General features: G+C 55.9%; 21 protein-coding genes. 11 read left to right on the forward strand and 10 right to left on the reverse strand.

The annotated features are described in order from the left end of the window. Positions 1-148 precede the first annotated feature (148 nt). Both AB8818_RS11640 and AB8818_RS11645 read right to left on the reverse strand, forming a co-directional pair. Positions 149-1,933, reverse strand: coding sequence for a hybrid sensor histidine kinase/response regulator (locus tag AB8818_RS11640; RefSeq protein ID WP_166712338.1), 1,785 nt, complete (start codon positions 1,931-1,933; stop codon positions 149-151). Further along, positions 1,930-2,562, reverse strand: a complete 633-nt coding sequence (locus AB8818_RS11645) for a response regulator transcription factor (protein WP_163329667.1) — start codon at positions 2,560-2,562, stop codon at positions 1,930-1,932. Before AB8818_RS11645 ends, AB8818_RS11640 begins: the two co-directional genes overlap by 4 nt. Before the next feature lie 175 nt (positions 2,563-2,737). On the opposite strand from AB8818_RS11645, the gene AB8818_RS11650 reads away from it, so the two are divergent. Together AB8818_RS11650 and AB8818_RS11655 are read left to right on the forward strand one after the other, a co-directional pair. Next, a complete protein-coding gene (locus AB8818_RS11650; RefSeq protein ID WP_028014394.1) occupies positions 2,738-3,052 on the forward strand; it encodes a lipoprotein in 315 nt (104 codons plus the stop codon). Positions 3,053-3,168: 116 nt separating this feature from the next. Further along, on the forward strand, positions 3,169-6,186 hold the full coding sequence (locus tag AB8818_RS11655) for an autotransporter domain-containing protein (RefSeq protein ID WP_192982674.1): 3,018 nt from the start codon (positions 3,169-3,171) through the stop codon (positions 6,184-6,186). 61 nt (positions 6,187-6,247) lie between these two features. Here AB8818_RS11655 and AB8818_RS11660 read toward each other — a convergent pair whose 3' ends face one another. Continuing rightward, the gene (locus tag AB8818_RS11660; protein ID WP_116342006.1) at positions 6,248-6,775 is read right to left on the reverse strand and encodes a helix-turn-helix domain-containing protein; all 528 of its coding nucleotides are present in this window, start codon (positions 6,773-6,775) and stop codon (positions 6,248-6,250) included. 673 nt (positions 6,776-7,448) lie between these two features. Between AB8818_RS11660 and pgaA the strand changes: the two genes are divergently transcribed. Genes pgaA through pgaD form a run of 4 tightly spaced genes read left to right on the forward strand, consistent with a single transcriptional unit; the run spans position 7,449 to position 13,594 of the window. After that, on the forward strand, positions 7,449-9,887 hold the full coding sequence (pgaA, locus tag AB8818_RS11665) for a poly-beta-1,6 N-acetyl-D-glucosamine export porin PgaA (protein ID WP_192982677.1): 2,439 nt from the start codon (positions 7,449-7,451) through the stop codon (positions 9,885-9,887). An 8-nt stretch (positions 9,888-9,895) separates the two neighbouring features. Next, positions 9,896-11,839, forward strand: a complete 1,944-nt coding sequence (pgaB, locus tag AB8818_RS11670; RefSeq protein ID WP_192982680.1) for a poly-beta-1,6-N-acetyl-D-glucosamine N-deacetylase PgaB — start codon at positions 9,896-9,898, stop codon at positions 11,837-11,839. Next, positions 11,832-13,163 carry a poly-beta-1,6-N-acetyl-D-glucosamine synthase gene (pgaC, locus tag AB8818_RS11675; protein WP_163329671.1) on the forward strand — a complete coding sequence of 444 codons (1,332 nt, stop codon included), beginning with the start codon at positions 11,832-11,834 and terminating at the stop codon, positions 13,161-13,163. The genes pgaB and pgaC overlap by 8 nt, the downstream gene beginning before the upstream one ends. Continuing rightward, entirely contained in the window at positions 13,160-13,594 is a 435-nt protein-coding gene (gene pgaD / locus AB8818_RS11680) for a poly-beta-1,6-N-acetyl-D-glucosamine biosynthesis protein PgaD (protein ID WP_116342014.1), read from the forward strand. Before pgaC ends, pgaD begins: the two co-directional genes overlap by 4 nt. A gap of 471 nt (positions 13,595-14,065) precedes the next feature. Here pgaD and gss read toward each other — a convergent pair whose 3' ends face one another. After that, positions 14,066-15,931: a bifunctional glutathionylspermidine amidase/synthase gene (gene gss, locus AB8818_RS11685; protein ID WP_192982681.1), complete on the reverse strand. Its 1,866-nt coding sequence runs from the start codon at positions 15,929-15,931 to the stop codon at positions 14,066-14,068. Between the two features lie 182 nt (positions 15,932-16,113). On the opposite strand from gss, the gene yghU reads away from it, so the two are divergent. Continuing rightward, the gene (gene yghU, locus AB8818_RS11690) at positions 16,114-16,980 is read left to right on the forward strand and encodes a glutathione-dependent disulfide-bond oxidoreductase (RefSeq protein WP_192982684.1); all 867 of its coding nucleotides are present in this window, start codon (positions 16,114-16,116) and stop codon (positions 16,978-16,980) included. A gap of 158 nt (positions 16,981-17,138) precedes the next feature. Next, the gene (locus AB8818_RS11695; RefSeq protein WP_116342019.1) at positions 17,139-17,471 is read left to right on the forward strand and encodes a YMGG-like glycine zipper-containing protein; all 333 of its coding nucleotides are present in this window, start codon (positions 17,139-17,141) and stop codon (positions 17,469-17,471) included. 74 nt (positions 17,472-17,545) lie between these two features. Here the strand turns inward: AB8818_RS11695 and AB8818_RS11700 are convergent, their stop codons facing one another. The 3 genes from AB8818_RS11700 to AB8818_RS11710 are packed head-to-tail and all read right to left on the reverse strand — an operon-like array spanning position 17,546 to position 20,414. Beyond that, positions 17,546-18,448 carry an alpha/beta hydrolase gene (locus AB8818_RS11700; RefSeq protein ID WP_192982686.1) on the reverse strand — a complete coding sequence of 301 codons (903 nt, stop codon included), beginning with the start codon at positions 18,446-18,448 and terminating at the stop codon, positions 17,546-17,548. Further along, entirely contained in the window at positions 18,438-19,334 is an 897-nt protein-coding gene (locus AB8818_RS11705) for an alpha/beta fold hydrolase (protein WP_163329675.1), read from the reverse strand. Before AB8818_RS11705 ends, AB8818_RS11700 begins: the two co-directional genes overlap by 11 nt. 24 nt (positions 19,335-19,358) lie before the next feature. Then, on the reverse strand, positions 19,359-20,414 hold the full coding sequence (locus AB8818_RS11710; RefSeq protein WP_192982688.1) for a sugar phosphate isomerase/epimerase: 1,056 nt from the start codon (positions 20,412-20,414) through the stop codon (positions 19,359-19,361). A gap of 142 nt (positions 20,415-20,556) precedes the next feature. Between AB8818_RS11710 and AB8818_RS11715 the strand changes: the two genes are divergently transcribed. Then, positions 20,557-21,150: a TetR/AcrR family transcriptional regulator gene (locus AB8818_RS11715; RefSeq protein ID WP_116342028.1), complete on the forward strand. Its 594-nt coding sequence runs from the start codon at positions 20,557-20,559 to the stop codon at positions 21,148-21,150. 54 nt (positions 21,151-21,204) lie between these two features. On the opposite strand, the gene AB8818_RS11720 is transcribed toward AB8818_RS11715, so the two are convergent. Beyond that, on the reverse strand, positions 21,205-22,752 hold the full coding sequence (locus AB8818_RS11720) for a methyl-accepting chemotaxis protein (RefSeq protein ID WP_163329677.1): 1,548 nt from the start codon (positions 22,750-22,752) through the stop codon (positions 21,205-21,207). Positions 22,753-23,009: 257 nt separating this feature from the next. On the opposite strand from AB8818_RS11720, the gene AB8818_RS11725 reads away from it, so the two are divergent. Further along, positions 23,010-24,050, forward strand: coding sequence for an aldo/keto reductase (locus tag AB8818_RS11725; RefSeq protein WP_192982690.1), 1,041 nt, complete (start codon positions 23,010-23,012; stop codon positions 24,048-24,050). 109 nt (positions 24,051-24,159) lie between these two features. Here AB8818_RS11725 and AB8818_RS11730 read toward each other — a convergent pair whose 3' ends face one another. Together AB8818_RS11730 and AB8818_RS11735 are read right to left on the reverse strand one after the other, a co-directional pair. Next, positions 24,160-24,648, reverse strand: coding sequence for a TIGR00645 family protein (locus AB8818_RS11730; RefSeq protein ID WP_003862473.1), 489 nt, complete (start codon positions 24,646-24,648; stop codon positions 24,160-24,162). 81 nt (positions 24,649-24,729) lie between these two features. Next, positions 24,730-25,233, reverse strand: coding sequence for an ESA_00282 family adhesion-associated protein (locus AB8818_RS11735; protein ID WP_116342034.1), 504 nt, complete (start codon positions 25,231-25,233; stop codon positions 24,730-24,732). Positions 25,234-25,335: 102 nt separating this feature from the next. Between AB8818_RS11735 and AB8818_RS11740 the strand changes: the two genes are divergently transcribed. Next, positions 25,336-25,740 (forward strand): hypothetical protein, encoded by a 405-nt coding sequence (locus AB8818_RS11740; RefSeq protein ID WP_192982692.1) that lies wholly within the window; start codon positions 25,336-25,338, stop codon positions 25,738-25,740.

Genomic DNA, 25,740 nt, shown 5'->3' on the forward strand with positions numbered 1-25,740 from the left:
ACAATAAAAGGCAGAAGAATTTATCAAATAGATCAAATTGGTAAGTAATTGAAAATACCGAGTCAGGCACCAAATTCATATCAACGGACCTCCACGGAGGTCCGTTTTTGCATTCTTAGCCCGCCAAAATCATCGCCTCTACACACCCTTAACGACACCCGGACCACTGCGTCAGCAGAGCATACAATTTAGCCGGCTCCAGAGGCTTACGAAGCACCAGGTACCCTTCCTGCTCCGCCGCCAGCAGAACCGGCGAGTTAAATTCGCCGCTAACCATCGCGCCGCTCATGTCCGGCAGACGTTCAAAAAGCGCTTTCAGGATGTCGAAGCCGCTTTCGCCGGATCGCAGACGCTGATCGCACAGCACGGCGAACGGCGTGAAGCCGTCGTCGATTATGGCGAACGCTTCTTCAGCGGAGGCCGCACAGCGCACGTTGATCCCCCAGATGCGCATCAGACTCTCCCAGGCAGACGTCACCAGCGGGTCGTCATCGACGACCAGGCAGGAACCGCGTAGCGGCGCATAGCGTACCGGCACGGCGGTGCTGTCATCGGCGGGCGGGATGTCCGGCGCGATCTCTTCTCCAGCATATTGAGTGAAGCGCATCCAGAAGCGTGAGCCTTTACCTTCAATAGATTGCATCCCGTACTTTACCTTCATCAGTTTTGCACAGCGGGCAACCACGGCCAGACCCAGCCCGTGTCCGGCGCTGTCGATCTTCCAGGCCAGCTCGGGGCGGTAGTAGGGAGAGAAGATTTTACCTTTCTCGTCATCGGCGATACCGACCCCCGTGTCCCACACCTCCACCAGACACTCGTCACCGCGCGGTCGGATGGCGACCAGCACGCCGCCCTGCTGCGTGTAGCGAAGGGCGTTTTGAATCAGGTTAATCAGCGATTGTCGCACCAGCAGCGGATCGCCCATCACGTAGATGCGGCGTTTGGGCCGACGGGTGGACAGCCTGAGTGCGCGGCTGTTGGCCTCTTCGCGAAACAGCGTGATCACCGAGTCGAGCAGAGCGCCGATGTCTACTCTGGAAGGTGCAGTGAGCACGTTCCCGGATTCAATCTTGCTGAGGTCGAGCAGAGAATTGAACATCAAATGCACCGAGCGAACGCTCTGCTGCAGGTCAAGCAGTTGGGGCGTCAGGCTGTCGTCGCGGTTTCGGTGGATAATCGCTTCGATCAGAAAGCCCATGGCATGTACCGGCTGACGCAGATCGTGGCTGGCGGTCGTCAGGAACTGATTCTTATCCAGCAGCGCCTGCTCCGCTTCCTCTTTAGCCTGACGAAACTGTTCTGCCAGGCGTGAGCTTTTTTCCTCAAGCAGCGCTTGCTGAATGAAGAACGCGTGCGACGTTAACGCATGGCGGTAAATGGCGAAGCCGTAAAGCAGGTTCAGCATCAGCACAATGAACATCAGATCGTCCAGCCGCCAGATAATGCCGAGGTTCAGTACCCCCCAGGAGGCGAAGAAAAAGCACGTAAAGGTGCTGATGACCGGCGTCAAATGCGTCGCATTGGCGGCGACGATGGCGGCAATACTGATATTAAGGAGCAGGAAAAAGTCAAAGTTCTGCGTCTGCGGCGTAATTAAATAGAGAGATGAAATCCCCAGCCCGTGAATAAAAGCAATCTTATTTATGCGCGGAAGCCAGCGGCGCAGGACGTCCGCTTCATCATGCTCTTTCACTTCGCGCCGGTAGCGTCGGTGCAATATTCGGATTGCCACGGCACATAGCAGGTAAATAATTATCCAGGTAATGGTTGGGGCAAGTTCATCGCCCAGCAAATTAATCCAGATGGCGAAAGGAATACCGACAAATGGCACCGCGCTGAAGCTGAACACCAGCCGCATAAAGGTGTTGTTTAGTAAACGGATCTGCGCGGGAGGAGAGATGCCATCGTTCTGTAAGCTCTGGAAAAACCTCATTCTGATGATTCCCGCTTACCATGCAGAAGCGTGATGGCTTCGACCCGACTGTTAACACCTATTTTTTTCAATATATTGCTGATGTGTTCTTTTACCGTGGGCTCAGAAATTGAAAGCTGCGCGGCGATTCGCTTATTCGGCAGGCCGCGCATAATCATATTTAACACGTCTATTTGTCGCGGCGTTAAGTTAAATTTACTTAACTTCTCATTATTCGATTCAACGGAATATTCATTTCGCTCAGGAAACCAGGTCAAATTATCTGTAAGTGCAAAAACGGCCCGTGAGAACATTTCAGGCGGTTCACTTTTCAATACGAAACCGTGCCCCCCGGCGGCGTGAACTTTCTGCCAGATGTCATTATTGTCATCCCCGCTGACCACCAGAAGCCGTACCTGTGGGTAAAGTTGTTTAACTTCTTTGAGTAATTTCAACGCAGTTCCGGACGAGAGCCAAAAATCGATTACCAGCAAACGTGGCGGGCCATTATCCCTAATTTGACGGTAGCAATCCTCCTCATTCGTCACCACGTACGCCTGCTTAAATTGGCAATGTGTAATCAGAAAATTGGCGATGCCGCTTGCTACCAATGGATGGTCATCAACGACCAACGCATAATTGTGCCCCAAAGGATCCTCCTTTTACCTTCGCATATCTGAGTGTACGGATGATTTATTATCTACCCACCCTACTTTAGGAGGGTTTTATCGATTAGGAAAGGGAAATATATTATTCGCTGATTTGGGTAATTCAAAACATAAATACAATCAGTGAAATTAACTGATTGGATATAAAGGATAATTTATGAAAAAACCACTAATCTTTTTAAGCGTTACGTTGATGCTAGCCGGTTGTTCCACGCTTAAAACCGATCAGGCTATTCCACTCCTGCAGGCGGAGACCGCTAAAATGCTGGGGCTGGGCTCATCGGATGAAATAACCGTGACCAATGTTAATGGCGCCCAGCCGGATGCACTGGGAGGACAGAAACTGTCTTATCGCGCGACGACGGAGAAAGGGCGTATTTTCGATTGCTCATCGATGATGATGCCGGGGATTTTAGGATCAGCACCGACGCTGAGCGCGCCAACCTGTACACCTGTTGTCACACATAAATAATTAACGGCAAATCAAAAGGCGTACATAAATAACGCCTTTTACATTCTCTGACATATCTGAGTTTTCATATAAAAACGATTTTCCAGACATCACGCTAATGAGTACGGAGATAGCCCGTGAATAACTCTACATCGCATTCTTTAGCGGTTAAGACGCCGCTTTCCAGACTTTACCTCGCTCTATTTTCCGCGCCGCTGCTACTGCTTTCATCTGCCGATTTCGCGCGCGCAGCCGATGCATTTTTTGATGGCGACTCGCGTATTACCGAAACGCTGGGTTACACCGGCGATGTTTACGTTGGACGTAATCAACCCGGAAACCTGCTGATCGATAACGGCAAAATCACCGCCTATAACATCAACATCAGCCGGCTGTTCGACGGCCAAATTTATGAAAGCGTGGTCACGGTCCGTGGGCCAAACGCCGAGCTTAACGCGGTGAACGATCAGTATGTCCTGCGCGGCGACCTGAATCTTGGCCTCGGTACCCTGCGAGTCGAAGAGGGCGCGTTGGCCAGCGCAAAAGAGATCGTCGTCGGCACCACCCGAGGCTACGACAGCCACCTTATCGCCACGGGTGCCGGCTCTCGTGTGACCAGTAATTTTCTTAGCATAGGCACCGATCTGGGCGCACGCTCCACGCTGGCGATTGAGGACGGCGCGGCGCTCAGTACCGCCTACGATGCACGCATCGGCAACGGTACCGGGCCGGGTGAAACCGACACGCTGAGCCCGAAAGCCACCGTCACGGGGAGCGGCTCACAGTGGAATGTTGGCCGTACGTTAACGCTTTATGGCGACCTGGACGTGCTGAACGGCGGTGCGGTTAACGTTGGCAGCGTGCAGGTGGCGGGCGTCTCCGGGGCAGGTAAAACCGCCGAGCTGGTTATTGCGGGCAAAGACTCGCGCTTTACCAGCGGCAGCAGCGTGAGCGTGGGCGATTACGGCAATGGCGTGCTGTCTGTGATTGACGGCGGTTCATTTTCCGCTGGCAGCAATGCGCTGATCGTGGGGACTTCGGGTTCCGGTTCGAATCGGGGTGCACTCATCATCGGCAGCCGCGGCAACATGGACACCGGCACCGGTTTAACTGAGCCAACGCTTGGCACAGCGGGCGGCGCAGGTACTCTCGATGCGAATACGGCAATCAGCCTGCGCGGCGGGCTGTTCGGCAGCTATGTCTACTTCAACCATACCGACGGAAATTACGTCTTCAGCAACAAGATGAGCGGCGAAGGTGAGGTAATCAATACCTCCGGGCAGACAACGCTGAACGGCGATCTTTCAGCCCTTCAGGCGAACGTGACCGCACGCGGTGGCAAAGTCATTATTGCCAGCAACATCAACACCCAGCCAGAAGACGATATTTTTGATATTCAGACCCTTAGCGCCGAGAACGGCGGGACGCTGATCCTCAACGCGACGGCGGGAACCGACGTCAGCAACGGGCTGGGCTACAGCAGCGCCGCGTCAATCAAGGCCGGCGGTACGCTGGGGGGGAACGGCACGCTGGGCCAGACCGAGATCCTTTCCGGCGGGCATATTTCACCAGGGGATGGCGATATCGGCACGCTGACGCTGAAGCGTTATCTGAATTTTGTGGGTGAGTCTTTCTATGACGTCGATATCGCCGGTGATGGCCGCAGCGACCAGTTGCTGGTAGCGGGCAAAACGACCATCAGCGATCGGGCTCAGGTCCAGGTCACCGCGCTGGATCCGCAAACCAGCTACATAACGGGCCAAAGCTATCGCATTTTAACCTCCGACGGGGGAATTGACGGTCAGTTCGCGGGGGCGATTTCCAAATCCGCCTTCCTGGACGTCGCGCTGAACCAGAGCACCAACGCCGTCGATCTGACCATCGCACAGAAAGAGACCGGCGGCGAGAATCCTGGAGGCGAAAACCCGGGAGGTGAAAATCCAGGAGGAGGAAACCCAGGCGGTGAGAATCCTGGCGGTGAGAACCCGGGGGGAGAAAACCCTGGCGGTGAGAATCCGGGCAGCGGCAAGCCGGGGATTTTCCAGACCGTCGCCAATAGCAGCAACCAGTGGAATACCGCCGGCGCGCTCTCCACGCTGACGCAAAGCGGCCCGTCGCTGGCGCTGTACAACTCGCTGCTGGTGCTGAGCGCGCCGGAAGCGCGCGAGGCGTTCAACCAGCTGTCCGGTGAAGTTTATCCGTCAGTACAGTCCAACCTGATCGCCGGCAGCACGCAGGTGTTTAACGTGTTAAACCAGCGTATGCAGCGCGCGTTTGATAACGACAGTCTGCCGATACCACCGTTAGCGATGTCGCTGGTGCAGCAGCCGGAGCCGCAAAACAATGGCGTCTGGGGCCAGACCTTCAGCTCCTGGAGCCGAAACAGCGGTGACGGTAACGTGGGCAAGCTGGACGGCAATACCACCGGCTTTCTGCTTGGGGCCGATCGCAAGCTCGCGGACCATAACGTGCGTGTCGGCGGCTACTTCGGCTACAGCCGCGGTGATTACGACGTCGACAGCCGTCGCTCCTCAACGGATACCGACAACTACCACCTTGGCCTGTATGCAGCCGGTCAACAGGATGCGTTCTCCCTTCGCGGCGCGCTGGGCTACACCTGGCACAAGATCGAAGGCGAGCGCAATGTTGATTTCAGCGGCTTCTCGGATCGGCTGAAGTCGGACTACGACGCCAACTCGCTGCTGGCGTTCACCGAAGCGGGCTACCGTTTCGGCCAGCCTGATATGAATATCGAGCCGTTCGTCAATTTATCGTACATTCGGCTGCATACCGACAGCTTCAGGGAAGACGGCGGTGCCGCCGCGCTGAGCGTGCGTAACGAAACGATGAACACCTTCTATTCCACCCTCGGGGTGCGCGGTGTGACCGAGTTGCCGAAGAACGTTAACCTCTACGGTTCGTTGGGCTGGCAGCACGCCTATGGCGATAAGAATACCTCTTCGCGCATGGCGTTTGCGGGCAGCGACGCGTTCATTACTCAGGGTCAGGCCGTGGATGAGGACGTGATGGTGGGTGATATCGGCGTGAGCGTACAGCTGTCTCGTGCTGCGACGCTGGATGTGGGTTATCAGGGGCAATATGGTGCGGATACCCGCGTCAACTCGGTTAACGCTAATCTGCGCTGGTCGTTCTGACCTATCTGCATTTAAAAAACCCGCCCTCGTGGCGGGTTTTTGCTTTTGGCTTCTGACAATGTCAGGGATCGTTCCCAACCGCGTCCAGCAGTTTATTTTTAAAGATAAATAAACACGCCTCGTTGAAGTTCTCCGCCCCCAGGCGCTCCGACAGCGCCGTTCGTTTGCGGTAAAGGCTTTTAACCGACGTGTTCAGCTCATCGGCAATCGCCTCCATCGACATCCCTGCCCTCAGCAACCGCAGCATGATTGCTTCGTGCGTGCTAAGCCGCAAGTTAAGCAGCCATTTGGTGGACAGGCGCCTGCCCTTCATATTGAGCACCAGGTTAAATAACGACGCCATATCCGGCGCTGTAAGCGACGTGTTCATAAACAACTTCATACTGAGTAGATTCTCCTCGCGATGTCGCATATCCAGCATAACGCAGCAGATCGTTTTTTTTGTTCTGGCCGGATGGCGTATCAGGTAGTCATATAAGCGGAGCGGAGAACGACTATCAATCAACACAGAATATTCATCTGCACCGTTATCAAATATGTTTCTGTCAATCGAATCGAGCAGGATAATATCCGGGAAAAATAGCCTCATCCCCCTGACAAGATAGCGATCCTGAGTCACTAACACTATTGAAGTTGCCACTAACCATCCCTTTTAGATTAAAGCAAGAACGCGCCTTCAGAAAGAAGGCCGCCTTCGTTTTATAGCGCTGTAATATTAACGACAATATGTATTCTGGCGTTGAACATCCCTCAATACAGACATTGATGAGCAAGACTTCCTGTAGACTTTCATTCAATGGCTGGCATTAATTATAAATAAAAAACAACCTCAGAAAAGACACTTCTCTGAACATTAAGAATTTTTGTCATGAAACTTCCCAAACATGCACCAGAAAGTACTTTAAATGCTACAATCAAACCGCATTTAAAATATAAAAAAGCCAACCACTCAAAAAATAAAAATCAATAATATCAATTAGTTGTAATTATAAGCTCAATTCTCAATAATCACCAAAAGCATCTCATTCCAGAATTATCCCAAAACTTCCCATCAGCTTTTCACCATATTTATCCGGCAACATATCAGGTGTACATTACCTTCCACTCAGCTCACAAAGAGGAGGAACCATAATTACCTTTAAGTAAGTACCCCGTAACGTTAATGCATTCAGATTTAATGTTCTCATTTATGGCCTTTAACGAAGAGTTAAAAGGCGGCCGTGTTATGCAATGGATTCATGATAAACAAATGGCAAATAGATATGGAAAGATCGCTTCGCTTCAATACGTTATTCTTTTATCGCGTCCCAGGATTATTGTTTCTGCTATTTCTGTTTCCTGTTCTCGGTCAGGCAACGGAATCCGTTTATGAGCAACAGATTCAACAGGCGCGTAACGGTAATTACGCGCCGTTTCTCAATTACCTTCAGCGTTATCAGCAACAGCATGCTCTGACGCCTGAGCAAGTCGCGGACTGGTTACAGGTGGCTGCATGGGCTGGTCGCGATGACGAGGTGATTCAGGTCTGGCGGCGTTACGGCATTTATATGCCGCTGCCCGCTCGCGGCGTTGCTGCCGTCGCGCAATCCAGGCGAAATCAAAAAGCATGGCAGCCGGCTCTCGCGCTCTGGAAAGAGGCGCGTAGCCTTGCGCCGGATAATGACGATTATCGTATCGGCTATATTAAAACCCTGGCCGATGCCCGCATGGATACGCTCGCTCTGCATGAAGCCCGTCAGCTGGTGACGGAGGATCCCTCTCCGGCGCATCTTCAGACGCTCTCGTACGTCTGGTTACGCCAGGGAAAAAGCTGGGATCGGCTTTTAGCGGACACGCGCGCGCTGGCCCTCGCGCCGGAGAATAAAGCGCTCCTCAGCGAGCTGATTGATGCGCTAACGGATAGCCGGGTGAGTACCCCCGCGCTGATGCTGTCGCAAAGGGTAACGCTGCCCCCCGCGCAGCGACGCCGTCTTGAGCTTAATGCCGCCGCCGAATGGGTTCGGCTGGCCGATGTTCCTGGCAGAACGGAAAAGGAGCGTCTGCAGCTGGCGCAAACGGCACTGAATCGTTACGACGCCCTGCTCTCCCGCTGGCAAAACGAACCTCAGGCAGCGGAAGACGTCATCCTCGCCCGTATCGACAGGCTTGGCGCGCTGTACGCGCATGGCGATTACCCGCAGGTCATCCGTGAATATCAGGCGCTGAGGGACGCGCAGCATCCCGTGCCGGGCTGGGCCATCGGCTGGGTGATCTCCGCGTATCTGCAGGAGAAAAACGCGGCTGCCGCCTTCGCGCTTCTGCAACGCTATCCGCAATACGCCGCCGATCCGCAGGATGAGGAGCATGCGCTTTTCTACGCCTGGCTGGATACCGGGCAGTATCAGGCCGCCCACCGCTACGTTGAGCGCCAGACCCGCAACGTTCCGTGGACCCGCTACGATTTTGGGTCCCCTGTCCCTCAGCCGAACGATCGGTGGCTTACCGGGCAGTCGCTCAAATTTAACTATTTGCTCTCGACTAACGCCCTTCCGGAAGCCGAAAAGCTGGCACACCGTCTGGCGACAACGGCGCCGGGCAATCAGGGGTTGCAGATTGACTATGCCACCCTGCTTCAGGCACGGGGCTTGCCGCGCGCGGCCGAGAAAACGTTGAAAAGGGCGGAGGCGCTGGAGCCATCAAATCTGGAGCTAGAGCAGCAGCAGGCTTACGTCGCCATGGATCTGCAGGAGTGGCGACAGATGGATTTACTGGCCGACGATGTGCTTGCCCGCGCCCCCGTCGATCGCAGCGCCAGGCGTCTGGACAGACTCCGAACGGTCCACCACATGTCCGAGCTGCGCCTCAACGCGAGCAAGGGTTTGCACTCCGATAACCCCATCAGCGGGACGCACGACCTGAACCTGGACGCCACGCTCTATGGCCCCCCCGTGGCGGATAGCTGGCGGCTGTTTGCCGGCACCCGCTATGCGCAGGGGAATTTCGATGAAGGCAAAGGCACCAGCCATCACTTCCTGGGTGGCGTCGAGTGGCGTCCTCGCGACCTTCAGCTCGAAGCCGAGCTCTCCAGCAACCGCTATCACGGGGCAAACAAGCCAGGCGCTCGCCTCTCAGCAACGTACTTTCTCGATGATAACTGGCAGGTCAGCGGCAGCCTTGAACGCTTATCCCGCACCACGCCCCTGCGGGCCTTACGCAACGGGATTAGCGCCAACCGGGGTGAAGGCGGGGTGCGTTGGTATCAAAACGAGCGCCGTGAGTATCAGTTCAGCGCCGCCGTCAGCCGCTTCTCCGATCATAACCGCCGGCAGGAATACACCCTTGCGGGTAAGGAGCGTCTCTGGCAGACCCCGACCCTGACGCTGGATCTCGAACCGGGGATCGCCGCCAGTAAAAACAGCCTGCGGGACACGCTCTATTACAACCCGGCGCGGGATCTGTCCGTGACGGCTGCCCTGGCCGTTGACCATGAAATGTACCGCCATTACGACACCCTCTGGAGCCAGCAGTTCGTGGCGGGAGGCGGCAGCTACTGGCAGAAAAATCAGTCCGCTGGCGCCATCGCCCTGCTGGGTTACGGACAACGCGTTCAGTGGAACAACGTTATTGATACCGGCGTGATGCTGAACTGGGACAAGCGCCCTTACGACGGCAAACGCGAGAGCAACCTCTCCGTCACGCTTGATGCGACTTTACGCTTTTAAGGATGAATATGCTGAACACACGATTTTCCGCGAGCCTGATACTCATCGGCTGGCTCTGCCTCAGCGCGAGCGTCTGCGCGCAGGCGATTTCGTTCGTTGCGCCCAAAGCGCGGCCGCAGCCGGAGGCGAGCAAACCCTGGCCGCAGAACCAGTTTCTGGTGCTGGCCTACCACGACGTCGAAGACGATGCCGCCGATCAGCGCTACCTCTCCGTGCGCACCAGCGCGTTAAACGAGCAGATAAGCTGGCTTCTGCACAACGGCTATCACGCCATCAGCGTGCAGGACATTCTGGACGCGCATGACGGAAAAAAAACGCTGCCGCCAAAAGCCGTTCTGCTCAGCTTTGACGATGGCTACAGCAGCTTCTACACCCGCGTATGGCCACTGCTCAAGGCCTGGAACGTTCCTGCGCTTTGGGCGCCGGTGGGCAGTTGGGTGGATACGCCAGCAAACCAGAAGGTGAACTTTGGCGGCCTGATGACGCCCCGCGATCGCTTCGCGACCTGGGACATGGTGCGCGAGCTCAGCCAGTCCCCGCTGATTGAAATCGGATCGCATACCTGGGCCTCGCATTACGGCATCGTCGCCAACCCGCAGGGCAGCCGTGAACCGGCTATCGCCAACCGCTTTTATGACAAAGCCACGGGCCGCTATGAAACCGACCAGCAGTTCAACCAGCGGATCGGCGATGATGTCCGCAAGGTGACGGAGAAAATCACGCAGGTGACGGGCAAGGCGCCGCGCGCCTGGGTCTGGCCTTACGGCGCCGCAAACGGTACGTCGCTCGCCATCGCCAGACAGCAGGGTTATCAGCTGGCCTTTACCCTTGAGGACGGGCTGGGGAATGTGCAGGAGCTGGGCAACATCCCCCGCCTGCTGATCGCCGGGAATCCCTCGCTCAAGGCGTTTGCCAGTACGGTCAGCCAGGTTCAGGAGCGCGATCCCGTGCGCGTCATGCACGTCGATCTCGATTACGTTTACGATCCCGATCCGGCCCAGCAGACCCAAAACATCAACAGGCTGATCCAGCGGGTCTACGACATGAAAATCAGCCACGTTTTCCTGCAGGCGTTTGCCGACCCGCAAGGCGACGGCAGGATCAGGGCGCTCTATTTCCCCAACCGCCGGCTTCCGGTCCGGGCCGACCTCTTTAACTTTGTCGCCTGGCAGCTGCAAACCCGCGCGGGCGTGAAGGTCTTCGCGTGGATGCCGGTGCTCTCGTTCGATCTCGATCCTTCCCTGCCACGCGTGCAGCGTCAGGACGATCGAACCGGTCAGCTGCGCGAGGCCAATGAGCCCTATATCCGGCTTTCCCCGTGGGACCCGCAGGTTCGCCAGCAGGTGACGGAGATCTATGAGGATCTGGCCCGCCATGCCAGCTTCAACGGGGTCCTGTTCCATGACGATGCGGTGCTGACAGACGTTGACGTTGACGCTGCCGGGCAGGACACGACGCGTCAGAAAAGCCGGAGGCTTATCGGGTTTACTCGCGCCCTGGGCCAGGCGGTGAAGCATATCCGCGGCCCGCAGATAAAAACCGCGCGCAATATGTTCGTCTTACCCATTCTGCAGCCCGAAAGCGAAGCGTGGTTTGGGCAGAATCTCGATGATTTTCTGGCGGCCTATGACTGGACGGTACCGATGGCCATGCCGCTGATGGAGTCCGTTTCGGCGAACGAGAGCAATGCCTGGCTGACGCGTTTGATCAAAGCCGTCGCAACGCGGCCCGGCGCGCTGGATAAAACCATCTTCGAACTGCAGGCCAGAGACTGGGAGCAGAAACCGCAGCGCGCCGTTTCCGACAGCCAGCTTGCGGCGTGGATGCGCGTCCTCCAGCTTAACGGCATCAAAAACTACGGCTACTACCCTGACGATTTCATCAATAACCAGCCTGATATCTCACGCATCAGGCCCGTATTTTCTTCCTACTGGTACCCTGACAATGACTGATCGCATAATCGCCTTCTCTATTTTATGTCTGGTATTCGGGTTGCCGTTAGGCGTGGCAGCCCTCTTTACCGGCGAGCTGATTCTGGATTTTGTCTTCTTCTGGCCGCTGTTTATGTCCGTGCTCTGGGTCACCGGCGGGCTCTATTTCTGGTTTCAGCTTGAACGCCGCTGGTCGTGGAATAAAGACACGCCCGCCCCGGTACTTGCCGGCGAGCCGCTCATCTCCATTCTTATCCCCTGCTTCAACGAGGGACGAAATGCCCGGGAGACCATCAGCGCCGCGCTGGATCAGCGGTATGAAAATATCGAAGTTATCGCCATCAACGACGGCTCCTCTGACAACACGGCGGAGGTATTGCAGCAGCTTGCGCTGGAGCAGCCGCGCCTGCGGGTGATCAACCTCGCGGAGAACCAGGGAAAAGCCGTGGCGCTCAAAGCCGGGGCGGCGGCGGCCCGGGGCGATCTGCTGGTCTGCATTGACGGCGACGCCCTGCTCGACCGCGACACCGCAGCTTATCTGGTAGCGCCGCTGATTCAGTATCCCCACGTTGGGGCGGTTACCGGGAACCCGCGAATTCGCACGCGCTCCACGCTGATTGGCCGCATTCAGGTAGGCGAGTTTTCGTCCATCATTGGGCTCATCAAGCGGACGCAGCGGATCTATGGCCGGGTCTTTACCGTCTCCGGCGTCATCGCCGCCTTTCGCCGTCAGGCGCTGGCGGACGTCGGGTACTGGAGCCCGGACATGATCACCGAAGACATCGACATTAGCTGGAAGCTCCAGCTGCGCCACTGGGATATCTTTTTCGAGCCGCGGGCGCTGTGCTGGATCCTGATGCCGGAGACGCTCAAGGGCCTGTGGAAGCAGCGTCTGCGCTGGGCCCAGGGCGGCGCGGAGGTGTTTCTGGTCAACTTGCGCAAGATGGTGCGCTGGGAACATCACCGCATGTGGCCTCTGTTTCTGGAGTACGCGCTGTCAACGCTGTGGGCCTTCGCGTATGCGATAACGGTGCTGCTGTTCGTCATCAGCCACGTCGCGCCCATTCCCGCCAGGCTGACCGTTGAAACCCTGTTTCCCCCGGCGTTTACCGGGCTGCTGCTGGGCGTGATGTGCCTGCTGCAGTTCCTGGTCAGCTTGTACATCGAGCGGCGCTATGAGCGCAAGGTGGCAAGCTCGCTTTTCTGGGTGATTTGGTTCCCGATGGTCTACTGGATGATTGGCCTGTTCACCACCCTCGTCGCATTTCCAAAAGTCATGCTTAAACGTCAGCGTGCCCGCGCGCGCTGGATCAGTCCGGACCGGGGAAAAGGGAGCCTTCAATGAACGAAAATACCTTAATTTTGACTGAACATCGCTTGCTGCCACGTCTTTTTGATGCCGCGTTAACCGCGATGGCGTGGGGCGGATTTCTGTTTTTCCTGTATGCCAGGCTGTGGATGCAGTTAACCGAGGAGAGCGACCACCGGTGGAGCGTGATTATTGCCTCCTTTAATACGGTGTTGATCTATTTGCTGTTCGCCGCGCTCAACGGCTGGCTGCTGATTTTGTGGTATCAGTACAACCGCCGCCGCACGCACGCAAGGCGCCGCCAGCCGGGCTATTTTCGCCAGGAGGAGCTGGCCCGCAGCTTTAATGTCTCACCGCAGATCATCTCCGAGATGAGCCAGTACAACCTGCTGACGGTTTATCATGACCAGATTGGACGCATCATCGATCTGAAGATCAGCGAGCAGCTGGAAGAGGAAGAGCAGTAACGAAAAGCCCCCGCAGGATGCCCTGCGGGCTGAGGGATCCACAGTAATTTTTAAGCAGAAGCAATAACCTTGTTTCAGAACGGCTTTAGGCTTTCAGCGATGCCCTGGTCCGGCTGTAAATCGCTGAGGCGTTTGCCTTCCGGCCGGGGCGAGGCGCATGGATGCGCCGAGAGGGCGGGCTTTACAGGGACGTTACCTCCGCCCGTCCCCGATAAGCCGGAAGGAATAAGCCGAGGGCACCGCGAAGCGGCGATTTACCGCCGGGAGCCCGGGTCGCCAGGGTGGTGGCGACTGAGCCACCCTGGCACGTTCACAGGTATTGTCGTTAAAGAGTAGCAAGGAACATACAGTGAACGGAATGACCACCAGAGCCGTATGTTCCCCCTCACCCCAGCCCTCTCCCTCAAGGGAGAGGGGGTCGTCTGTGCAGACATTATGTTGTAGGGAACCCTCAACCCTGCGGGGGGATTTTTATAGCGAGTCTTTAACCACAATCAGCGGCTCAATATCGCTCTCTTTTTTCACCACCAGCGAATCGTCGCCGCGCAGGCAGGTCCCGCCGTAGTTTCCGCCCACGGTAAAAGTGCAGACCTGAATGTACTTGCCGTCGACGTTCGGCAGACACCACAGCTGCTGGTAGATGTTTTTACGGTCAACAAACTTGCCGCTGGATTTATCCAGCAGCTCGTCCTGGGCGCTGATGAGATCGATATTGCTGCCGCAGCGGCCGGCAATCGGCTTAACGGCGTATCCGGTCTGCTTCAGCAGGTCGTTAACCTCAAAATTGGTATCGAGCAGGTAGCGGTGGTTCGGGAACAGCTGCCACAGGACCGGGAGAATCGCCTTGTTTCCGGGAATAACGGTCCACAGCGGTTCGAAGACCAGCACTTCCGGACGCAGCAGAACATCAATCAGGCGCACTTCGCCCTCAGGATGTCCGGTGCGGATCGGCACGGCGGCATATTCGGTTTCGCTCACCTCGCGGATCTGCTCTATCGCCGTTTCCCACGCCCAGGTTTTCCACACGCAGTTGACGTGGCGACCTTCGTCGTCAATTAGCTGCCCGGCGGCATCCCAGCTCAGCGCGCCCAGCCCGTGCAGGATCTTGGTCTCGAACCCGGCCTGTATCAGCGAACGCTGAATAAAGAGCGCGTGATAGTCCTCTTCCACATCGTTGTCCTGCATGATGTGGACGAACGGCCGCGCGTGGCTGTGCTTCCATGCGCCGGTCAGCTCTTCCAGCAGCCCTTCTGCCGGGTTATGCCCGTTGCCGCGATAGCCGTTTTTCACCCACTCTTCAAGAATGAGCCCGCCTTCAGTGTGACAGGACGCGGAGTCGGCGTTGTATTCGTAAACCTTAATGCCGCGCTCATCCATACAGAAATCCATACGACCGGTGATCATATGGTGGCGACGCCACTGCCAGGAGAGGCGCAGGCGCGGCCAGAGGATTTTCGGGATGTCGAACAGCGCCAGCAGGCTGTCGTCTTTCAGCACTTTGTCGGTGGCGTGCAGGTACATCAGATGCAGTTCGTTGGTGGCCTTGATCAGCTCCTGCTCGGCGCTTTCGGTGATGGTGAAATACTGGCAGGGATCTTTGTTGATCACATGACCGTTCGCGCGGATATACGCCTGCTGAAGCGCATCGTCCTCGTTGAGCCATTTCCCGTCGAACTGACGTTTGTTTTTCAGCCGCGCGCCGCGGATTTTCAGCAGTTCGCCGTCAGGTTCAGGCTGGGGAATGCTGTGCTCCGTGTCATCCGTCTGGATCATCCAGCCGAGAATTTCGGTATCGCTGAAGGTGTCATGGAGGGTGTAGCAGCCGTTTTCCACGGTCATGCGCAGCTCCCGCGTCCACTGCTGCCCGAGCGGCAGTGGGGAGTGAATCACGTTCTGCTCCGCAATACGCACCTTATCGTCCAGAAGCTGGGTAATCACCGCCACGTGGCCGGTCTCGTGAAACTCTCCGCCCTTTTGCCAGATCAGCAGCGCGCCCGCGCGCGGCGCGCGTTTTGAGCCATTGGCAAAAGCCTGAAGGGGCAGAATGTTATCGTTCACCACCTGGCGTAAAAAGCGCAGGGAGAAGATCTCCCACGCCATGCCGACGTCGGTAAACACAAAGCCATAGTTGAGAAACAGGAAACGGCGGGCAAACTCAACGCATTGCCACTTGTGGCCCATGTATTCGTTGCCGATATAGCTGCGAAAATCCGCGTCTTCGGGGTATTTACGCGGATCCAGACTGCCGTAATTTGAAGAGTAAATCGCCACGCCACCGGGCGCATAGCCTAACAATGTCCCAAATGGCGCATCACTGCTTAACGTTCCTTTACGCATGTATCCAACCTAAAACAGGCAGGCGGCAATTTTTTAAGGGTTGTCGTCGTCTGCACGTTGTAATTAACCTGACAGAGGAGGATTTATCATACACCTACACTGACCGTTGCGCTCACATCGTTAAACGGTCGCTTCATCTCCTGCTAAACTCCCTCAACACATCACTCAAAAGGCAGGCCAACATGTCAGACAACACGTATCAGCCACCCAAAGTGTGGGAATGGAAAAAGAACGGCGGCGGCGCATTCGCCAACATTAACCGCCCAATTTCCGGTGCAACGCATGAGAAAGATCTGCCCGTGGGCTCCCACCCGCTGCAGCTTTACTCTCTCGGGACACCGAACGGCCAGAAGGTGACGATCATGCTCGAAGAGCTGCTGGCGCTGGGCGTGACGGGCGCGGAGTATGACGCGTGGTTGATCCGCATCGGCGAGGGCGATCAGTTCTCCAGCGGGTTTGTAGAGGTGAACCCGAACTCGAAAATTCCGGCGCTGCGTGACCACTCCACGACCCCGCCAACACGTGTCTTTGAATCCGGCAATATTCTGCTTTATCTGGCAGAGAAATTTGGTCACTTCCTGCCGAAAGACCCGGCGGGACGCACCGAAACCCTGAACTGGCTCTTCTGGCTGCAGGGTGCGGCGCCGTTCCTCGGCGGCGGCTTTGGCCACTTCTACAACTATGCGCCGGTAAAAATCGAGTACGCAATTGACCGCTTCACCATGGAAGCCAAGCGCCTGTTCGACGTGCTGGATAAACAGCTGGCGCGCGGTCGCTACGTTGCGGGTGAGGAGTACACCATCGCGGATATGGCGATCTGGCCGTGGTTCGGCTGCGTGGCGCTGGGCAGTGTCTATAACGCCGCCGAGTTCCTGGACGCCGAAAAGTATACCAACGTCCAGCGCTGGGCGAAGGACGTGGCGAACCGCCATGCGGTTAAGCGCGGTCGCATCGTTAACCGCACCAGCGGCGAGCTGAACGAGCAGCTCCACGAACGCCACGCGGCGAGCGACTTCGAAACCAATACGGAAGACAAGCGTCAGGCGTAACGTTCCGCCGGGCGGAGCCCCGCCCGGCAACCGGGATCCTTACCCAGGGCATGATTCGCCTAAAGGTTGAGTCGGTATTGCTGGCACTATCTGGGCGTTTTTCTCCCCTCAGCGCGAGAAACGACGTATCAACCGACAGCAGTCACAAAGGATCTGTTATGAAACTTATTAAAACAACGCTGGTTATCAGCGCCCTCATGTTTTCCACCTCTGGAATGGCCATCGACAAAACCGCTGCCGGCGCGGTAGCAGGCGCTGCCATTGGCGCAGCCACGGGCAAAGATCTGAAATCGACCGTGGGCGGTGCCGTGGTGGGCGCAGGTACGGGGGCGATGTTCAAAAAAGGCGAAAAAGGCAAAGACGCACGTAAGGGCGGTGCCGTGGGTGCCGTCGTTGGCGCGGGTGCGGCTGCGGTGACGGGCAATAGCGTGCTGAAAGGTGCGGCCGTTGGTGCGGGCACGGGCGCGCTGATTGGTGAAGCGACGCACTGATAGGGTGTTCTACCTTGTGAACCGATATGAATAATAAACCCAGCGATTGCACTGGGTTTTTTGTGTTGTCTGAATCAGATACGCGCACGTTCGAACAACCGACGCGCGGCTGGCGTTAACCCTGTCATATGAATGCAGGCGTGCACCATGCCCGGCAGCCGTTCGCAGCGTACTGGTACCCCCGCCTCGTCAAGCCGCCGCGCATACGCTTCAGCCTCATCGCGCAGGGGATCGTATTCACAGCTCAGGATGGTTGCCGGCGGTAACCCCCTCAGCGAGGCCATATGCAACGGTTCGGCACAGGGATGACGACGGTCTCCCAGATAGTGTTCCCAGCAAAACGCCATCGCATCACGCGTTAAAAAATAACCTTCAGCAAATTCACAATAGCTTTCGGTCGACATCTCGCGACTTAACGCCGGGTAGAGCAGCAACTGATGCTCTATATGAGGTCCGCCGCGATCCCGGGCCAGCAGCGTTGCCGCGGCAGCAAGATTACCGCCTGCACTGTCACCGCCCACCGCCAGACGGGTTGCATCTATCCCCAGAGCCGCGGCCTGTTCACTGGCCCAGCACAGTGCCTGATAAACATCTTCTAACGGCCTTGGGAAGGGGAACTCCGGCGCCAGACGGTAATCCACGGAGAGTATTTTCCGGCCAGTAGCATTAGCCAGTGCCTGACAGGGCCGATCGTACAGCGACAGCGACCCCAGACACCATCCGCCGCCGTGAGCAAACAGCATTGCAGGCTGCGCGATATCTGCGTTTGAGGCAGCAGGCGTATAGGCGCGAAGGCCGATAGCGTAGCCATCATCGGCGATAACAACGTAATGTTGAATGGCGTCACCGGTTTCCTCCTCGCCCTGTAGCCGCAACAAACCCGCGTCGGTGGCGGCACGCAAGTCGGCTAACGACGCTGGCTGTGGCGCGCCCGATGATGCAGCCAGAAAGTCAGCAATGTGTTTATCAAGCGGCACGATCGGTGTCCTCTGAGAGAAAGGGTACAATCAGCCCAATAAACGCCTCATAGCACTCTTCGGTAATAAAATGCCCGCAGTCAGCCACCGTCTCGCCCCGTAGATCCAGGGCATTACCCTGCAGGGTTGTCAGCGGCGCATCACGCGTCGCATGTTCCGCTCCCACCGTCAGTACCGGCATGGTTAAAGGCGTTTGCGCGCGGAGCTGGTTTTGCCTGATGGTTTCCGGGATCGCACGATAATAGTCAAAGCCTGCACGCAGTCCTCCCGGTGTCGAATAGGCGTCGATATACACCTGAGCAGCCACCCGATCGCGGCGATGTGCCCAGCGGTCGAAAATAAAGCTGAGATAGTGTGATTCACGCCCGCAGGTCAGGGTTTCGGGTAAATCCGCCAGTTGATTAAACATGAAGTGCCAAAGAAAAATGTTCTCTTCCGGTGCGACGAAAATCGGCGGCGGAGGAGCCAGTCCTGGGATAACCGCTTCGGTCAGCACAAGACGCTCCACCGCATCAGGAAAATCGCTTGCCATGGCGTAACCAACCCACATGCCAATATCGTGGCCCACTATGCGGTACTGTGAATGCCCCAGTTGCGCCATCAGTGTATGCAGGATGGCGCCAACGCGTCCGGTGTCATAGCCGTCGCGCGGTTTATCGGAATCCCCGATGCCGGGTGGATCAACCGCTATCGCCTGAAACCCCGCCTGCGCCAGCGCCTGCATGACGTAGCGCCACGTATACCAGGTTTGAGGCCAACCGGGTATCAGCAGGACCGGATGACCTTTGCCCGCTACGACGCAATGAATACGTTGTCCATCCACTTTCGTATAGACATGTTCTGCCCTGAGATCCTGGTTCAGGATCCCATCATATTGTTGTTCCATAAGAATTCCCTGTGATGTGACGTTTTAGCGAATGCCGAGTAATGCGTTGATTTGCTGAGCATTGACCGGCGCACCGGCGAAGTCATCGAAGACTTTATCGGTGATGTGAATAATGTGGTCGCGGATGAACGCTGCCCCTTCTCTGGCACCGTCCTGCGGGTTTTTCAGACAGCATTCCCACTCCAGGGTTGCCCAGCCAGCATAATCGTATTGGGTCAGCTTCGAGAAAATAGCCCCGAAATCAACCTGACCGTCACCCAGTGAGCGAAAACGCCCTGCGCGTTCGAGCCATGACTGATACCCACCATAAATCCCCTGACGACCGGTTGGATTAAATTCAGCATCTTTGACGTGAAACATGCTGATAACGTCCTTATATATATCAATAAATTCCAGATAGTTAAGCTGCTGAAGCACCATGTGGCTCGGGTCAAAAAGTATCCGGCAGCGTGGATGCGCCTTCACCCGCTGATAAAACATTTCAAACGTCACGCCATCGTGCAGATCTTCACTCGGATGAATTTCATAGCACAGGTTAATGCCATGTTCGTCGCAGGCGTTGAGCACCGGCATCCAGCGTCTGGCCAGCTCGTCAAAAGCGGTTTCAATTAACCCTTCCGGACGCTGCGGGAATGGGAACAGATAAGGCCATGCCAGCGAGCCTGAGAATGTCCCCAGATCGCTGAGGCCAAGCCGGGCGGAAGCCTTCACCGCCATCAGCAGCTGTTGCCGTGCCCACTCGCCGCGTGCTTGCGGGTTGCCGTGTATTTCCGGCGGCGCGAAGCTGTCGCACAGGCTGTCATACGCCGGATGGACCGCCATTAGCTGGCCAAAGATATGGCTGGTCAGCTCACTCACGACCAGGCCATGTTCCGCCAGCATGCCGGTAAGATCGTCACAATAGGTCTGGCTTTCCGCCGCCGTCGAAACGTCGAACAGCCGACGGTCCCAGGCCGGGATTTGTAATGCCTTAAAACCGGTTTCCGCGGCCCACTGGGCTATTGTCGGTAAACTGTCAAACGGGGCAACCTCGTCACTGAACTGTGCGAGATGAAGAGAGGGTCCTTTAAGGGTTTTCATCGTAAACTCCTATTGTTTGTCGATTGACAAACAATAGGAGTAAAATCAGTTAACCGCAAGCAAAACTTATAAATTCATTGGTAATCCCAACGAATTAAGCGATCCTGTTTGCAGTGAACAGAAGACAAACCGGAGCAACAAAATGGCAGGAAGACCGCGCCAGTTCGATCGCGACCAGGCGCTTATCAAAGCGCGTAACCTGTTCTGGCGACAAGGGTACGAAGGGACCTCAATGTCAGATTTGGTGGCTGAGCTGGGCATCGCTTCGGCGCGCATTTACAAGGCGTTCGGTTCAAAAGAACAGCTCTTTCGGGAAGCGATTGCTCATTATGAAAACGAAGAAGGCAGCTTCGCGGATCGCGCATTAACCACCGAGGGTGATGTACGGCAGGCAATCAAAACGCTGCTGAGTGATGCCATTACGCTTTATAGCCAACCTGGCAAGCCGCATGGGTGCATGGTGGTTGCTACAGCCGCTAGCGTCAGTGCGGAAAATGACGGCATTAAATCCTGGCTGGCTGAGCATCGCCTGCAGCGCACGCAGCAGATCATTGACCGGCTGCGGCTGGCGGTGCAAAACGGTGAATTGCCCGAAACGACCGATCCTGACAGTCTGGGAGACTTTTTTGCCGTCTTTTTACATGGCTTATCCGTTCAGGCTCGTGACGGCGTGCCGTCATCACGATTGCTGGCGTCCGCTGAGCAGGCGATGAGCATCCTGCCGCCCAAAGAGTGAGATCCAACAGACGAAAAAGCAGAAAGGCCGCACGGAGCGGCCTTAGCAGAAGGCTCACGCCGTCAGGCGGAACTTTTGCACCGAGCGCTGAAGCTCTTCGGTCTGGCGCTCAAGCGCCGCCGCTGCCGCAGAAACCTCTTCAACCAGCGAGGCGTTCTGCTGAGTGACGCCGTCCATCTGGGTAATGGCAATCCCGACCTGCGAAATGCCCTTGCTTTGCTCCTCAGAAGCCGATGCGATTTGCTTCATAATGGTCGTCACTTCCGTCACGTCGCGCAAAATCGCATCCATAGTGGTGCCCGTGTCGCCCACCAGCTGCGCTCCCTGCTCGACGCGGGTAACGGAATCAGCGATCAGCCCCTCAATTTCTTTTGCCGCGTTGGCGCTGCGGCTTGCCAGGTTACGGACTTCACCCGCCACCACGGCGAAACCACGCCCCTGCTCGCCCGCGCGTGCCGCTTCTACGGCCGCATTGAGCGCCAGAATATTGGTCTGGAAGGCGATGCTGTTGATCACGTTGGTGATTTCAGCAATTTTCTTCGAGCTTTCCGAAATACCGCTCATGGTGGTGACTACCTCTTCCACCAGCGAGCCGCCGCGGCTGGCGGTGGTTGAGGCCACATCGGCAAGCTGGCTGGCCTGACGCGCGCTTTCCGCGTTCAGTTTCACGGTAGCGGTGAGCTGTTCCATGCTGGCAGCCGTCTCTTCCAGCGCGGCAGCCTGCTCTTCGGTGCGGGAAGAGAGGTCGTTGTTGCCGCTGGAAATTTCCGTCGCGCCGCGCCAGATATTTTCACTGCCGGAGCGGATGGTGCTGACAGCTTCACGCAGGCTGTCCTGCATAGCGCTCAACAGCGGTACCAGCTGTCCCACACAGTTGCGGCCGAAAGGCTCAATGGGCTGGCTGAGATCGCCCTGGGCAATCTGGCGGAACTGCTGGCGAATACGCTCCAGCGGTTTGACCAGCATCGCCACCAGGTAGCGGTCGGTAAAAAGCAGGATCAGCAGGCCGATAATGGTGGCGACAATAATGACCGTGCGGGTCATGCTGGTCAGGCCGTCGACCACCACGCGGGTGCTGTCGAGCGTCTTCGCCGCGGCATTGTTGAACTCCTCGGCGGCCGCACCGAACGCACGGCTCAGCGGCGGAGTGACGTTGTTGGCCTGCTGGCGGTAGCCGTCCAGGGTCGCCTGCTTCGCCTGCTCCATTTGCGGCGTCACGCCCTGCTCAAGCAGCGCCTGCCAGGCGCCGATCACCCGGGATGAGATCTGCTCATCCATCGGGCCTGGTGAGATCGCCTTCATCTCGACCAGTTTTTTACCCATGTTGTCCAGCGCCTGTTGGGCAGAGGACAAATCCGGCGTGCCGCCAGCGGCTTTGACCTCCATGGCGCGGCTCAGACGGGTGACAAAGCGGAAATACTGATCGTTGCCCTGGCTAAGCACCATCATCTGTTTGACCAGTTGGCGATCGACTTCATTACCATCTGATACCCGTGAAAGGGACCAGGTGCTGTACAGCCCGACGCCCGCCCACATTAAACAAAAGATTCCGAGGATCGTCAGCATGACGAAACGGATCGTGAAATTACGAAGCATATTCATAAGTCTTCCTTGCCGTGAGGGTGAATTCGCCCAGAGGCGAGTGCTACTCTCGTTATCGGCAGGGTGCAGGGAAATTATAACGTTTTGTGATTATTTTTAGTTAGCGTGGCTTCACAGGTAACGCAGTCATGGTTAAGCATTACCTTTCAACATCACAGGGTTTGGGCATGTCGTCGCTTCTCTGCTTAATTTATGATTTGATAAACACAGAATAAAAACGCTGTTTCGAAAATCCATTAAATAAGAAAGGAGACATCATGTCCTGGTACCCTGACGCTACCCGCTACGAGAATATGCAGTACCGCTATTGCGGCAAGAGCGGCCTGCGCCTGCCTGCGCTGTCGCTGGGTCTGTGGCATAGCTTCGGCCACATCCAGCCCCTTGATTCCCAGCGCGCGCTGCTGCGTAAAGCCTTCGACCTCGGTATTACCCATTTCGATCTTGCCAACAACTACGGCCCGCCAGCGGGTAGCGCGGAAGAGAACTTTGGCCGCCTGCTGCGTGAGGACTTTGCCGCGTACCGCGACGAGCTGATTATCTCCACCAAAGCCGGCTACGACATGTGGCCGGGGCCGTATGGTTCGGGGGGATCACGTAAATATCTGCTCGCCAGTCTCGACCAGAGCCTGAAACGCATGGGCGTTGAGTATGTGGATATTTTCTACTCCCACCGCGTGGATGAAAATACGCCGATGGAAGAGACAGCCTCCGCGCTGGCTCACGCGGTTCAGAGTGGAAAAGCGCTATACGCGGGCATTTCCTCCTACTCTACCGAGCGCACACAAAAAATGGCCGCGCTGCTTCACGAGTGGAAGATCCCGCTGCTGATCCACCAGCCGTCCTATAACCTGCTTAACCGCTGGGTCGATAAGACCGGCTTGCTGGATGCGCTGGAAGCAAATGGCACGGGGTGTATCGCCTTTACCCCGCTGGCGCAGGGTCTGCTGACCGGAAAATACCTGAACGGTATTCCTGAAGGTTCTCGCATGCAGCGCGAAGGGAACAAAGTGCGCGGCCTGACGCAGAAAATGTTGACCGAAGCTAACCTGAAAAGTCTTCGTCTGCTTAATGAGATGGCGCAGGCGCGCGGGCAGACGATGGCGCAGATGGCGCTAAGCTGGTTGTTGAAAGATGAACGCGTGACGTCAGTGCTGATAGGTGCGAGCCGTCCGGAACAGCTGGAGGAGAACGTTCAGGCGCTGGAAAATCTGCGCTTTACTGATGACGAACTCAAGCGGATTGACCAGCACGTTGCGGATGGGGAGTTGAATTTGTGGCAGGCGTCGTCGGATAAATAGTGCAGTACGATGCTTTCGCCCCTCACCCTAACCCTCTCCCCAGAGGGGAGAGGGAACTTGAATACCCTCTCCCCTCTGGGGAGAGGGCAGGGTGAGGGGTAAGGTGTCTCTACTTCTTACTGATCTTATCGAGATACCCCATCACAAACGCCGACAGCACAAACGTCAGGTGGATAATCACATACCACATCAGCTTATTATCCGGCACGTTTTTCGCGTCCATAAACACGCGTAACAGGTGGATAGAGGAGATCGCCACTATAGATGCCGCAACTTTATTCTTCAGCGATGATGCGTCCATTTTTCCAAGCCAACTGAGCTTTTCTTTATGCTCGGCGATATCAAGCTGAGAGACGAAGTTCTCATAACCGGAGAACATCACCATCACCAGTAAGCCGCCCACCAGTGTCATATCCACCAGTGACAACAGAACCAGAATCAAATCTGCTTCCGCCACGGAGAAAATGTTAGGCAAGACGTGGAAAATCTCCTGGAAGAACTTGATCGTCAGGGCGACCAGCGCCAGGGAAAGACCGAAATAGACGGGTGCGAGCAGCCAGCGAGAGGCATACATTGCGTTTTCAAAGAAGCGTTCCATAAAATCCTGTCTGCAAACGAAACCAGCGCTCAGTATATCTCAACGGCGCTGACTGTTTGCAAGAACTAACCCGCACGTCACTCAGACGTTGTCCGGGTTGACCTCCGGACGCGCATACTCCGGCCAGACCAGCGCCACAAGCTCGGGGTAGGCTTCCAGACTGAACTCGCGAAAACACTGGCGCAAATTTAATACGTCCAGATCGGAACAGGAAACCTTCTCACCGTTAAGACAGCGCTTTTTAATATTGTCATAATATTTATAAACCGCCGAATTGAGGTCGCTACAGCGACGCTGAGCCTCAAACAGACCGGGGGTATCATTAATTTCCGACATTTTCATACGTTTAATTGTCGCGTGTAAGAAGTCGATATATTCATGATTCACCCGCCAGTACCAGACAGGCGTAACGGAGTTCATCAGAACAGAGAAATGGTCTTCTCCTTCCTCTTTTGTCATCAGCTCAGGCTGTGGCGGTTCACTGGTGTCTTTCGACACTTTCGTTTTATTGAACTCCTGCATCAATAAAAGCACACCAGCGGTCAGTAATAGTAATGTGATGACCGTAAAAAAAATGCTGTTCATGGGTTGGCTCCATTTTTTTTGATTTTAAAATTGCCTCATGATATTGTCAACGAATCTCACGCCTTTACCAACCCCACCCTGTTGAAAATAAAGGAAATTAAAATGCTGCCCGACTATCTCGTCCCGGCTAAGTACCACATTGCGCCTGTGGAACAGCAACCGATGGAAGAAGAAAAAAAGGCCAGTTTAACTCAGGGGAAAAGAAAGCTCTCTGATTTCGAGCCAGATATATTAATTGGCGTTTCCCGCACTGGCAAATCCCGTAATATGTTGCTGGAAGAGCATGATCGCCATATAAAAGACCGCTTATTTCGCGCTATAAAAATTGAAGCCTTCGTCCACCTGCTGAATGACCTGCAGGCCGAAGGTGAAATAGATGCCCAGAAACTAAGTCAAATAATGGCTGAAAAAACAAAAGAAATAAACGAGGCCGGCAATGAAATTTGGCTTAATCTAATTACACGAGAAAAAAACAACCCTATTTTTTATACCCTGGGGGAAGATTAA

It is taken from the genome of Enterobacter sp. KB-280D8 (assembly GCF_041399405.1).
Taxonomy (GTDB): Bacteria; Pseudomonadota; Gammaproteobacteria; order Enterobacterales; family Enterobacteriaceae; genus Enterobacter; species Enterobacter cloacae_N.